General features: G+C 64.5%; 10 protein-coding genes. 9 read left to right on the top strand and 1 reads right to left on the bottom strand.

Annotation, left to right across the window (positions count from 1 at the left end; genetic code table 11):
- Window positions 1-177 precede the first annotated feature (177 nt).
- A complete protein-coding gene (locus ACYCTF_RS09400) occupies window positions 178-933 on the top strand; it encodes a sulfite exporter TauE/SafE family protein (protein ID WP_461282655.1) in 756 nt (251 codons plus the stop codon).
- Between the two features lie 65 nt (window positions 934-998).
- On the opposite strand, the gene ACYCTF_RS09405 is transcribed toward ACYCTF_RS09400, so the two are convergent.
- Window positions 999-1,502 carry an outer membrane beta-barrel protein gene (locus tag ACYCTF_RS09405; RefSeq protein WP_461282656.1) on the bottom strand — a complete coding sequence of 168 codons (504 nt, stop codon included), beginning with the start codon at window positions 1,500-1,502 and terminating at the stop codon, window positions 999-1,001.
- 826 nt (window positions 1,503-2,328) lie between these two features.
- On the opposite strand from ACYCTF_RS09405, the gene ACYCTF_RS09410 reads away from it, so the two are divergent.
- The 8 genes from ACYCTF_RS09410 to pelF are packed head-to-tail and all read left to right on the top strand — an operon-like array spanning window position 2,329 to window position 13,122.
- Complete coding sequence (locus ACYCTF_RS09410) at window positions 2,329-5,142, top strand: endo alpha-1,4 polygalactosaminidase (RefSeq protein ID WP_461282657.1); 2,814 nt, start codon at window positions 2,329-2,331, stop codon at window positions 5,140-5,142.
- Window positions 5,114-5,971 carry a hypothetical protein gene (locus tag ACYCTF_RS09415; protein WP_461282658.1) on the top strand — a complete coding sequence of 286 codons (858 nt, stop codon included), beginning with the start codon at window positions 5,114-5,116 and terminating at the stop codon, window positions 5,969-5,971. The genes ACYCTF_RS09410 and ACYCTF_RS09415 overlap by 29 nt, the downstream gene beginning before the upstream one ends.
- Before the next feature lie 14 nt (window positions 5,972-5,985).
- Window positions 5,986-7,533 (top strand): tetratricopeptide repeat protein, encoded by a 1,548-nt coding sequence (locus ACYCTF_RS09420; RefSeq protein WP_461284802.1) that lies wholly within the window; start codon window positions 5,986-5,988, stop codon window positions 7,531-7,533.
- A 19-nt stretch (window positions 7,534-7,552) separates the two neighbouring features.
- A complete protein-coding gene (locus tag ACYCTF_RS09425; RefSeq protein WP_461284803.1) occupies window positions 7,553-8,773 on the top strand; it encodes a hypothetical protein in 1,221 nt (406 codons plus the stop codon).
- A 9-nt stretch (window positions 8,774-8,782) separates the two neighbouring features.
- Window positions 8,783-9,304, top strand: coding sequence for a penicillin-binding protein activator LpoB (locus ACYCTF_RS09430; RefSeq protein ID WP_461282660.1), 522 nt, complete (start codon window positions 8,783-8,785; stop codon window positions 9,302-9,304).
- A complete protein-coding gene (locus ACYCTF_RS09435; protein WP_461282661.1) occupies window positions 9,301-10,623 on the top strand; it encodes a PelD GGDEF domain-containing protein in 1,323 nt (440 codons plus the stop codon). The genes ACYCTF_RS09430 and ACYCTF_RS09435 overlap by 4 nt, the downstream gene beginning before the upstream one ends.
- Complete coding sequence (locus tag ACYCTF_RS09440; protein ID WP_461282662.1) at window positions 10,613-11,605, top strand: tetratricopeptide repeat protein; 993 nt, start codon at window positions 10,613-10,615, stop codon at window positions 11,603-11,605. The genes ACYCTF_RS09435 and ACYCTF_RS09440 overlap by 11 nt, the downstream gene beginning before the upstream one ends.
- Window positions 11,602-13,122, top strand: a complete 1,521-nt coding sequence (gene pelF / locus ACYCTF_RS09445; protein ID WP_461284804.1) for a GT4 family glycosyltransferase PelF — start codon at window positions 11,602-11,604, stop codon at window positions 13,120-13,122. The genes ACYCTF_RS09440 and pelF overlap by 4 nt, the downstream gene beginning before the upstream one ends.
- Window positions 13,123-13,131 lie beyond the last annotated feature (9 nt).

Consider the following 13,131-nt stretch of genomic DNA (forward strand, 5'->3'; position numbering starts at 1 on the left):
CGGCGTAGTAGTAGCCCGGACACGGGCCACCGACTGGATGCGTCTAGTCGGCGTTGTCTTACTAAAGCACGGAATCAAGCACCGCAGGATGTGTGTGCGGGCTCTCTGGAGCATGCCCATGAACCGTACTATTCGGTAAGAAGCTCACCCGCTTGAGCGGGTTGAGAGTGTCACGCCGTGACTATCCACCTGACCTTTGCGCAACTCTTGCAGAAACCGGGGCTCTACGCCTTCCTCGAGATGGTGGTATTCGCGGCCTTCTACGTCCGCGCCACCATAGGCTTCGGATCCGGCCTCATCGCCGTGGCCTTCCTGTCTTTGAGTTTTCCCGTGAAGGAAGTGGTCCCCGTGGTGCTATTGCTGGACCTGCTGGGCTCGCTCTTGCTTGGGGCCTACGACTTTCACGAGATGCAGTGGCGGGAGCTGTCCTGGCTAATTCCGGGCTCGCTTGTCGGGCTTGCCATCGGAGCGGTGATCCTCGTCCACACCGATGCGCAGAGCCTGACGCTCTTCCTCGGTGTCTTCATTCTCGCCTACGTGGTCTACGCGCTCGTGGCCAAACCCGAACGTATGCCACGCATCGGCCGACCCTGGGCGCTTCCCCTGGGTGTGTTCGGTGGCATCATCGGCAGCCTCTACGGAGGCGGAGGACCGCCGCTCGTGGCCTATCTGCAGATGCGACACCTTGATAAACGCGCCTTTCGAGCCACGTTTCAGGCCATAGCGCTGGCCGATAACGTCATACGGGGCGGGCTCTACATCGTCTTTGGCCTGCTCACCTGGCCGCTTACGCTAGTCTTTGCGACCATGGCGCCTGCCGCCGCGCTCGGGCTCTATCTCGGCAATCATCTCCACATGCGTATAAGCCAACGGCTATTCCTGCGCGCTACCCTCGCGCTCCTGGCCGCAGTCGGCGTCAAATACCTTATATAGCGGTTCGATACGATGGCTGTTGGGGCGTGCGGGAGCACCCAAGCGCCCCCGCATCCCAAAAGCGCTTAGCGCATCCCCCCGAACTGATAGCTGACTCCCGCCAGGAGTTCGTCGGCATTCTGGCTCGGCCCGTAGGTGGTGCGCGGATCGACGATCAGGTCATACTCGGCGCGAAGATTGACGTTGCGCGCAAGGCGATAGCTCACGCCCGCCCCTATAAGCGGCCGCGTAGTGCTGCGTATGTTGACGCTCGGATCGCTATAAATGGTGGCGATACCCCCGCGCGCCAGGAAGTACATGCCGCGGACCTGCGTGATCGGCGTCCGGTAGAGGGCGGTCGCTGTGAACATACCGATCTTCCCCGGGTTCGCGCTCAATGCCTGATAACCGACCTCGACGCCGAGCGGAAACGAACGCGTCGACAGACCGGCATACACACCTATCGGCGAGGTACCCGTCAGCGCCCCACCAGTCAGACCCAGATCGCCACCGACCCAGAGCCGAGCAAGACTTGTAGCCGGATACACACTGAGGGCCATGAGGCCTGCCATTACCAATCGGCTTCGCATATCATCATCTCCTTTGACAGAATGGCTCTTCTTATTGCGCGCGCCACCATGGCTCGCGGGACGGGGTAGTCTAAACGCTCCGTGGATCAGCGGAAAGCGGAAACGCCGGGCCCTTCGGGGCCCACCCACAACAGGGAACGTGACCCAACCCCCGTCGTCGGCGCCTACGATAACATGCAAAGAGCCACCGGCAAGGCGACCTGCGGGATCGCGAGCCCGCTTCCCGACAAAACCCCCGAGACGGCCGACCGGTCGGCCGCCGGCCCGCGATCACGCCTACCCCAGTCGATCCTCAAGCTTCGTGAAAAACCACCGTCACGGACAAGTGACAGGCCCGCCGAGGCCGCGCACCATCACCCAGGCCCAACACGTTCAGTGCGTCGTTTGCCGCCCGCGCGCTCAAGACCCCAATGACACGCGCAGACCTCTGTCCCAGGCCCTGGTGCAGAAAACCGCGCAAGCGCCCATCGCCCGGAAAAAAGCCGCGGGGCGCGGGAAATGGACAAGGTACAAACGCTACCGTAGAATGGCTCTATGGGCGTGTCATTACGACAGTCGTTCGCCAAGCATTCCTATAAAGTCCTATAACAGGCGAACGACAGGGCACAACCGAGGCGCAGCAAACGGCGGGCTGGGGTTGGTCCGCGCGCATCGCGATAACCATCAGGGAAACACACGGAAAATAGCGCCCGATTGACGGGCCGACACGACGAATAGAGACGTTAAAACGTCTGATTCGCCGTGATGGGCTCGCTCGGGCTTCGCCGACCCTCGTACGGCCCTTGGGGCCTTCGGAAGGCGGCTTTTCGTAATAGTGGCGAACCTGATGCGTGCGTACGGCCAAGCAATTCGTCTAGCAGTGCTCACGGTGATGCTTACGCTCAGCTTCAGCGTGCGCGCGCACCCTTTGAGCGTCGCCTTCTACTACGGCGCCCATCCCCCCCACCGATCCTTGCGCGCCTTTCGTTGGGTGGTCGTCCAACCTCAGGTCCACTTTTCACCGCGCCGTTTCGATCGCGGCGATCGCCTGGCCTTTGCCTACGCCAGCGCAGGCGAGGTCAGCGCCCACAAGCACTCGTGGCTGCCACAAGGCTGCGGCCTCGGCAAGGACCCGGCCTGGGACACGATCATCGTCAACGAGGCACGGCGCACATGCCGCCAGGCCCTTTTGCGCCACGTGCTTGCCCCTTTATGGAAACGCGGATATCGCGGCTTTTTCCTCGACAACCTCGATGCCTACCGCCAGGTCACAAAGACGCCGGCGGCAAGACAGGCGCAGCAACAAGGCCTCATCCGTCTGATCCAGACCCTCAAGACCCGCCACCCGCGCGCCCACATCATCCTGAACCGAGGGTTCGCTCTTCTGCCGACGATTCACGGTCTGGTATCGGCGGTCGCGGCCGAATCCTTGTTCGACGGTTGGGACCAAGCCAGCGGACGCTATGTCTCGGTGCCGGCCGCCACGCGCCACCGCCTACTGAAAAAACTCCAAGACGCCCAGCACCTCGACCTGCCGGTGGTGGCCATCGACTACCTGCCGGTCGCCAAACGGCGTCAGGCGATCATCGATGCGCAGCGCATAAGCGCCTTAGGTGTCATTCCTTATGTCACCAACAGCCGCCTGTCTCTGCTGGGCGTAGGCCGCATCCGTGTCATGCCGCGCAAGATCCTCATGCTCTATAGCGGACCTATGGATGCGCAGCACACCTCACTCAACTGGTACGCGGCCATGCCCCTCAATTATCTGGGCTATAGCACGCGGATTCAAAACGTGGCCGCGGGCCTGCCGCAGGGCACGCTGGCGGGCCGCTATGCCGGCATCGTCACGTGGTTCGAAGACGACCATATCCCCAAGGCGGGTGCGGTCTACCGCTTCCTGCGCCGGCAGATGCGCGATGGCGTACCGGTCGCTATCCTCGGAAATTTCGGCTTCCCCGTCGATGCCGCGCACCTGCGCCCGCTGGGGCTCTCCGTAGGACGCGTCCCCAACGGCCTCATCCGCAATCACGTGGCGGCAAGCGACGCGCGGTATGTAGGCTTTGAGGCGCGTCCGGCGCCGGCCACGCCCGACGAATTCCTGCCGCTTACGCTGCGCCAAGGGCACGCCCTGCTCACTCTGCGTGCTGCGCGAGGCCCCATCGAAGACACAGTCGGACTCACCCCCTGGGGCGGCTACGCCCTTGCGCCCGATGTGGTGGCAAACCTTGGTGCCGTAGCGCGCGGCGGGCACGGGGCGCCGGCGGCTTGGGTGCTGAACCCGTTTCGGTTTTTCCGCAAGGCCCTGCGGCTGCCGGCCATGCCTGTCCCGGACACCACGACCGAGAGCGGCCGGCGCCTGCTCATGGCCCAAATCGACGGCGATGGATTCGCCAACAAGACCTGGATCTATCGCTATCGCGGGCAGTACGCGGCGCAGGTGATCCTGAGCCAGATCCTGGACAAATACCGCATCCCGACGTCAGCCTCTTTCATCGTGTCCTACTTTACGCACGACGGCTTATTCCCAAAGCAGGCGCCGCAACTCACAGCGATCGCGCGACGTATAGCTGCCCTGCCCTGGGTGGAGGTCGCTTCGCACACCTTCTCGCATCCCTTCGACTGGTCGGCCCTCGAGCACGACCCGGCGCTCATGGGGCACAAGGGCGCCATGCGCTATGGCTACGCGCTCAAGGTCCCGGGCTACACACGCTTTAGCGCCCACAAGGAAATCGTCTGGGCAAATCACTGGATCGACACGCACATTGCGCCGCCCGGTAAACACGTCTCGCTCATCCAGTGGTCCGGGGACTGTGACCCGGACGCACGGGTCTTGGCTCTGAGCTATAGCGCCCATGTCCTGAATATCAACGGCGGTGGTGCCACCGAGACTGATGCCGAACCCTTCGTCACCAAGGTGCGTGGGCTGGGGCTCTACAAGGGCCACCGTTTTCAGGTCTACGCACCCATGCAAGACGAGAACGTCTACACCCATGGTTGGAAAAGCCCTTACTACTACGGCTACATCCGCGTAATCCAGACGTTCAAACTGACCGACACCCCCAGGCGCCTCAAGCCTCTCGATATCTATTACCACTTTTATTCGGGGGCCCGCATCGCCGGTCTGCGCGCCCTACGGCGCGTGATCGTGTGGGCGCTGCACCAGAGGACGGACCCCATCTTCCCGTCCCATTTCGCGCACATCGCCGTGGATTTCGGGCAGGCGGTGGTCGCCCGCGGGGCGCATGGCTGGATCGTCCATGACGCGGGCGCGGTGCGGGAATGGCGTATCCCGGCACACCTCGGTTACCCGCGCTTGGGCGCGGACTCAGGGGTCGTGGGTTTCGATCGCCATGGGGCGGTGCGCTATATCCATGTCGTCCCCCCAAGCCCCGGACAGGCCGTGCACATCCGCTTGACGCGCATAAGGCCGCATAAACCCTATCTTCACGATGCCAACGCCACCATCACGAGCGCGTCGCGCAGAGGCGCGGATCTCGCCTTCGCCTTACGGGGCAACGCGCCCCTGTCGTTTCGACTCGGCAATACCGTGGGCTGTCGCGTGACGGACGGGCCCCAACCTCTCGTCGGGCGCCGGCACGGACCCCTTATCGACTATCACCTGGAGGCTCACCATGGCCACTTTGCGGTCGTCTGCCCCTAATATCGTGCGCGAGCGCTTCGCGCCCCCCGCCCTGATTGTCGGTCTCGCGTTTGGCATCGTCCTTGCGCTCGCACTGCTCTTCGACCCGCGGTCGTTTTTGCAGCGTATCCGGCATTCTCACGCGGCCTCGGTCGACCTCTATTTCGTGAAGGCGCTCGCGCACATAACCCGCGACCGCAGTGTCATGCTTCTGCTCGCGCGCCGCGAAGTCGAGACCGGGCACAACATCGCCGCCTTACGCCTACTGGCGTCGATGCTTGCAGCCACACCAAGCCTTGGCTTCCAAGAGCGGGTGCGCTGGCTCTACTATCGCGACCTGCTTGCCATCAACTACCGCACCCCACAAGGCAGCCCCGCGCGGGCGCGCAACGAGCATGCCCTGCGTCTGCTCATAGGCCAACTGCGCGCAGGCGCGAATGAGCGCGCACTTTACGGACTCGCCCAAGAAGCGACGCTGGTGCACGATGAGGGCGCGGCGATGAGCATCTATCAGGGTCTCGCCCATCGTAATCACGCGCACCGGTCGAAACTCTATGCGCTGGCCGCCACCGCCGCCGAAGGCCTCCATCATCCACGGGAGGCAGCACGCCTGTATTTCTTGGCGCAGACCTACGCCTCCACCCGCAAGGCGGCGACACGGAACTTTCTGGCCGCGCTACAGGTGCTGCAAAGCCACAACGAGCCGCTACTCGCGCTGCGGGAAGGCGGCCGTCATCTCGGCCTGCTCGCCGATGACCCCGCGATTCTCCGGCGCCTGATCGTGCTGGCGCGAGCCGCGGATAAACCCAAGATCGCCGCAGCATACGCGCGGCGACTGCTGCTCATGTAAGAGCCATGCCGCGCATGCCCCGACTCCTGGCCCTCTGCGCCGCCATCGCGGCGACTGCCGCCCCGTGCCCCGCCGCCCATGCCGGTGCCGTGGGGCATGGGGTACCGCGCGAACCCTATAATCACCGCGACTACGCGCTCTCCTACAAGGTTTTCCTGAACGCCGGAGAGGTGCGCAATGCCTACAAGGTGGCCCTGGTGGCGGTCAAAAACCGCCCTAAGGATCGGACCTGGCGCGCGCGGCTTGCGCAGACCGCTCTCTGGACGGGGCACAACCATGTCGCGCTGCGCGCCATGGTCTATCTCGCGCGTCACGGCGATCTCTCGTACATCAAACCCGCGTGGACGCTCGCAAGCGGCCTGTCGGCCTTCACGCGACTGACCCAACTGCTCGCGCTGCGCCTGCAACGCCACCCGAACGCGCCGGCCCTTGTGGAAAAAATGAGCAGCCTCTATCAAATTCAGGGGCATCCGCGACGGGCGATCATATGGCTCGAGGCGGCCATGCGCAAAGACCCCCACCGGGGCTATCTTTGGTCTATCATCACGCTCGAAGACAGCCTTGGGGAACGCCTACGGGAACTTGCGGCCTTGCGGGACTACGAGCGCCGCTATGGGCCCACATCCCGGGTGCTCCTCACGGAGGCCTCGCTGCTCTATCGCGGCGGACACGCCGGGCGCGCCTATCATCTGCTGAAACGGCATGCAGCCCAGATCTCGAAGCGACATTTCGCCTATTATCATACGCTGGGCGCCCTCGCCTGGGCGCGTCAGGACTTTGCCGTCGCGCGCACGGCCGCGCGCGTCCTCTATGCCCAGGGAATCGCCTCCCGCGCGGATTTGATCCATCTCGTACTCCTCGATGAAAAGAAGCACCCGCAGGCGTCTTTTCTGCTGGCCCTGGAGGGCTACCGGCGCTACCACGCGGCGCCCTTCTTTTTCACCATGCTGAACCTGGCCGAACGACTCCACTCGCCCGCCTTGCTCATAAAGGCTTTCGCCCAGACACGTCGGCGCGACAACGCGGCTTTGGTCACTCACCCTTATTACTGGACGCAATTCGCCCGCTACCAGACACTTCAGGGGCACGGCTCGGAGGCCGAGGGTATTTATCGAGAAGCCTTGCGGCGTTTTCCCGGAAATACCAACATCCTCGAATCCTATCTGTGGTTTTTCGTGGCGACTGACAAGGCTCCGCGGCTTGCTGCGACCCTGCCCTCATGGGCGCGCACAGTGGATGCAAACCGCCCTCTTTGGCTCCCTTACGCCCTTTGTCTCTTGCGTATAGACGCGCCGCGCCTTGCGCTCCCTTATCTGAAGGCCCTCTTGGCGCGCCACCCCGATGATCCGCAACTACTGCTGCCCTTCGCCGACGCGCTGGCCCGCAGCGGTCGCGGCCAAGAAGCAATCTCGGTACGGCGGCAGGCCTTCGCGGAACTCTTCCGGCCACAGGTAAGGCCGCTGCGCCACGAACGCCGGATGCGCGCCGATCTCGCTATGAGCCTTGCCACGGCACCCGTGGCCCTGTCGCTGCTCGCCGAAAGCGCGCGCCGGGCACGGTAAGGCGGGTCGAGACCTGCTCTTGGGCTATGCGCTCGCCCGTGGCGCCTACGCCCCCGCCGCCGGCGCCATCGCGCGCGATCGGGGCCACGCGCCCGCATGGGCGGCGCTTGCCACAGCGCTTGCCGAACGCAACGGCGCCCAGCTGCATGCACTCTTGGTCCACCACCGGCGTACCCTCCCGCGGGGCGCCCAGGTCGATGCGGCGAGCGCGATCGGGGAACCAGCACGGGCGATTTCCGAGGCCTTCGGGAGCTTGAACCAGAACCGCTCCGATTGGGCTCTCGCGCACCACTATCGGCGTCTATTGCTTTCCCAATCCGACCGCGTGAGCCAACGGACCCGATACCTGCAGAGCGCGGGCTTTAGCGTCATGGGGGCGGAGATCAACGTACGCCACATGGTCAATCCCAACACCGAGATCGAAGCAGGCGCGCGCGATGACCTGATCCGGCGCACGGACGCGACCCTGATCGGAACAACTCCGCCCTTCGATCGCTCTGAATACTTCCGCATCGGTCTTTTGCGCCGGTCCGGCGCATCTCAGCTGACCCTGGGGCGTCGATCGGCCGTGACACGCTTCGCCTACGCCCAGGCGAGCCTGCGCGCGAGTCTCTGGCCTCACACCAGCCAGACACTACGGCTGAACTACCACGCGCGCGCCTCCGACCTCCCCGCCTTATACCTGGGAGGCGTCAAAAACGGCTTCAGCCTGGAGAACACCGATACACTCACGGCCCGTGATAGCCTCGACGCCAAAGTCGCGTACCGAAGCTTCCGTGGCCAAGGGGGTGGCGATCTCGGCACGGGTCTTATCACATCCCTGGGCTACGACCACAAGATCTGGCGGAGCTATCCCGATATCACTGTCGACGCCGCGCTGTCGTTCGCGCACTACCGGGCCGCTCAGACCCTCCCTTCTGATCTGGTACCGCTCTTGCCCGCGGGCAGTACCGGCCTGGGCCCCTTTGCCCTGCAAAGTTATGCCCAGGCCGGAGTCGGCATCCACTTCGGGGACCGCTATCGGCGCCATTACAGTCCCGACCTGCGCCCGTTCCTCGACCTTGATGTGTTCGAGGACAGCATTACGCATGCCGGCTACGACGTGACCGTCGGGCTCGCGACGCCCGTGATCGGGCCCGACCATTTGGCGATCTATTACATGCGCAGCCAAGGCGGGATCGGTATCGAGAACCGTTTGCAGGCCGTCGGCTTGCGCTACAGCTATCACTTCAAACCGTAGGAGCAGAACATGAATGCCTTGAAATGGATCTCTTGCATCACGATGGCCACCACCTTATCGGGCTGCGCGAGCACCGCCTTGCACGCAAGTCCCGCGCCGCGCTTTGCGCACGGTGCGATAATCGCCGTCGCCCCGTTCGCCAACTATACGACCACCCCCGGCGCGGGTTCGCGGGGCGCCTCGATGACGACGAGCCTCTTGCTGGCCCACGGCCTGAAGAGCGCGCATGCCATGACGATGCACCAGAAAGATCGCCTGCCCCTGGGTCGCGCGCCCCGACCGGCTGCCTGGCTCGCGGAGGCGCGCGCCATGGGCGCCCGCTACGTCGTAGAGGGCGCGGTCCAGGAATGGCGCTATACCATAGGCCTGGATGGACAGCCAGCGGTGGCCGTCACCGTGGACCTGATCAGCGCCAAGAGCGGCCGCGTTCTCTGGACGGCCACCGGCAGCCGCAGCGGCTCGCCCCGCGAGAGCGTGGGGGTGCTCGCCGAGGACACCCTGAACGCCATAGTGCGCAGGTTGCTTTCGTGAGTTTGCGCCACCGCCTAGCACCCTCCCTCCGGGCCCGCGCCTGGGGCGAGGCGGTCGCGATACCGGTAATTGCCATCGGGGTGGCGTTCGCGGTCAGACCAGGTGACCCCTTTCTTCTGAATGCGAGCTTCCCTTGGCTATGGTTCGCCCCGGTCCTGGTGGCCTTGCGTTATGGGCTAGCACCCGCGGTCTTGTCGCTCGGGATTCTCATCCTGTCATTCGTAGCGGCACGCGTGGGACTACCGGAACTCCATCTGCGCGGCCTCCCGCAAGGACAATTCCTGGGTGGGGTCGTGCTCACACTCTTGGCGGGTGAATACGGCTCTACATGGATCCTGCGGCTACGGCGGGCGGAACAAATGGGCCAGTATGCCACGCAGCAGCTGGAGAGCCTGACACGCACGCTGCATGCGACACGCATCTCGCACGACAGGCTCGAACAAACCATCATCGGCAAGCCCGTTACCTTGCGCGATTCGCTCCTCGATCTGCGGCGCGCCCTAGCGACCGACGGTGGAGCGCTCACCGAAGGACTCGCCGCGCGCCTCCTGCATTTGACCGCCTACCATGGCGGCTTCGAACAGGCGGCGCTGTACGCGATCTCCGAGGGTGTCATCGATGAACCGCCGCGCGCCTCAATCGGCGCCCCATTCGCCTTGGATCGCACCGATATCCTCGTAACGCGCTGCCTCGAAAAGCAACGCACGGCTTATTGGGCCGCAAACTCGCTCAAAGACGGGGCGCACAGCGCCTACCTGGTGACCGCCCCCATTTCGGCCTCCGACGGCACTATGCTCGGCCTGCTCGTCGTCGCGTCCATGCCCTTCTTGTTCCTAAACGACGAGAATCTCCTGACGGTGAGCGTTCTGCTCGCCTACTTCGCCGACGACGCTTATGCCGCACGCGTGGCGCAGGAGGCGCTTGTCACGTTGCCGCACTGTCCACCCCGCTTCGCCGCTGAGACGGTGAAGCTCGCACGCGCCGCGCGCGAGCTGGGCCTCGAAAGCAGTCTCGTGACCATCACCATCGCCAAGGGGACGCTGCGCGACCAGATACTCGACAATCTCACGACGCTCGCACGCGGCCTCGACGACAACTGGCGTATCCGCGAACCGGGCGCGTACCGACTCGTCACCCTCATTCCTTTTGGCAACCGTTCCGTGGCCGAAGGCTATATCGAGCGCGTGAGCGCCTACCTGGAGGAACGCTTCAACATCAAGCCCGGGCCCACGACCTTTTCCGTGACCCTCCGGGAATTCGGCAGCAAGGATGCGCTCACCCTTTTGAGCGCGGCCGCGGGGGTGCGTCATGACCCCTGATATCGCATCCTACGTCCTCTCCCACGCCTCGCGCGCTGGCGTCGGACGCCCGTTCGACGACCTGCCGACACGGCTTCTCTTTCTGTATATCGTGATCGCAAACGGCGTTCTGGCCTTAGGCCTGGCGCGCCCTATGGCGCACCTATTGCCCCCGTCTTACCGCGAACACCAGGCCTCCTGGCTCTTGGCCGTGATCATTGCCGCCATTCCAGGCCTCGGGCTTCTGATTGCGCTATTCATCGCGGCCGGCATTACCCGACTTGCAAGCCATTCCTCTTTACCAGAACCGCAGACCCTGGGGCTGCCGGCCTTCGGCGCCGAGATGCGGGGACGACAACGCCACATGGGGGCCGGGGGCGCGTGGGCGATCCTGCGTGCCAAGGATGCCGGGGTGGCGCGCGGGGTGCGCGCCTTGCTCTCGCTCGACCCGCGCCTCTCGCGCCAGACGTCCCCGCTCGTGCGCAGCGCCCTGCGCCACCCGGAGGAAGATCTGCGGCTTCTCGCCTACGGACTCCTCGACCGGCGCGAGGGCAACCTGTCGGAGGCGATCAGCGAGGCCTTGACGCGCAGACAATCGCCCGGGCCTCAGGACGACGAGGGCCTCCTCGAAAAACGCCTGGCCTTTCTCTACTGGGAGCTTCTCTATCAAGACCTTTCCCGGGACCACCTCCGCCAGCACGCCATTCGCCGCGCGCAGACGCACGCCCTGGCCGCTTTGAAGCGCCGCCCCAATGACCCCACGCTCCACGTCCTCATGGGGCGCATCGCCATGCTCGAGGGGCATTATCTGGCGGCCCGTACGCACTGCGAACGCGCCCTGGACCTGAACGCGGCCCCCGGACAGATCCTGCCCTACCTCGCCGAAACACGCTTTCGTCTCGGAGATTTCGCCGCCCTCAAATTGCTCGCGCGGGACTATCCGTCGCTTTGCGATGTGCCCACGATCGGGCCTGTGGTCCGCTTCTGGAACGCCACGCCATGACCTCCCCATTCCCCAAGGCCAACTCCGCCGATATCGCCCTATTGCTCGAGGGCACGTTCCCTTTTGTGAGCGGGGGCGTATCTTCATGGGTTAATCAGATGATCCGCGGTATGCCGGAATACCGCTTCGCGGTGGTGTTTCTTGGCAGCCGCCCCGAGGACTACGGCGAGGCGCGCTACGCGCTCCCCGAGAACCTCGTGCACCTCGAGACGCATTACCTCTTCGCCCCGGAGGAGATGCCTCCGCCCGAGACCCCACGGCGTCTCAAAGGCACGACCGCCTGCCTGCGGGACCTCCATGCCAAGTTGCGTGAAAAAGGACCACAATCCCTACCGGAGGCCTTGCGCAACCTCGCGTTCTACGCCGAACGAGGCGGCACTATCCCGCTCAAGGAGTTCCTGTATGGCGAGGACAGCTGGGCCCATATCACCGCGACATATGAGGAACGCTGCACCGACCCCTCCTTCGTCGATTACTTCTGGACGGTGCGCAATATGCACCTCCCCATCTGGCGGCTCGCCGACATTGCCCGCAGCCTGATACCAGCGCGCGTCTACCACACAGTGTCCACGGGTTACGCGGGCTTCCTGGGGGCGCTCTTGCACTGGCATACAGGACGTCGGCTGATCTTGAGCGAACACGGCATCTACACAAAGGAGCGGCGCATCGACCTCCTGAATGCCGCCTGGGTCGCGGATCGGCGCAGCCGCCTGGAACGCGATCCGAGCGAGATCAGTTATTTGCGGGAACTTTGGATCGCCTTTTTCGAATCGCTCGGGCGCATCTGCTACGAGGCCTCGGAGACTATCATCGCCCTCTACCCGGAGGCGCAGGCCCGCCAGATCGCCGATGGCGCGGACCCACGTCGCAGCCTCATCATTCCAAACGGTGTGCCCGTCGCTCCGTTCAAAGCCGTGCGCACGCCCCGCCCCGACACCTCATTTGCCGCGCCGGTCTTGTGTCTACTCGGCCGCGTCACGCCGATCAAGGATATCAAGACCTTCATACGCGCCATGAGCGCCGTGATCGAGGCGATCCCGGGGGCGCAAGGGTGGATCGTGGGTCCCGAGGAAGAGGACCCGGCGTACGCGGTCGAATGCCACAATCTCGTAGACACCCTCGACCTCACCACGCATGTCCACTTCAAGGGGTTCCATCGGGTAACCGACATCCTGCCGCAGGTTCACCTGCTGGTCCTAAGCTCCATCAGCGAAGGCCTGCCGCTCGTGGTGCTCGAGGGCTTCGCCGCCGGCGTCCCGGCAGTGTGCACCGACGTCGGCGCCTGTCGCCAACTGGTTCTTGGCGGGGAAGGCGACACCCTGGGGCCCGCCGGCGACGTCACGGGCATCGCCGATCCGCAGGCGTTGGCGCACGCTGCCATCGCCCTGCTCCAGGACCCGGCCCGATGGCGCGCGGCGCAGGCCGCCGCCATAGCCCGCGTCGAGAACCATTACGCCGATACGCTCGTATTCGAGCGCTACCGGGCACTATACGCACAGACCCACGATGACCCATAGGCGGCATCG

It is taken from the genome of Acidiferrobacter sp. (assembly GCF_054609335.1).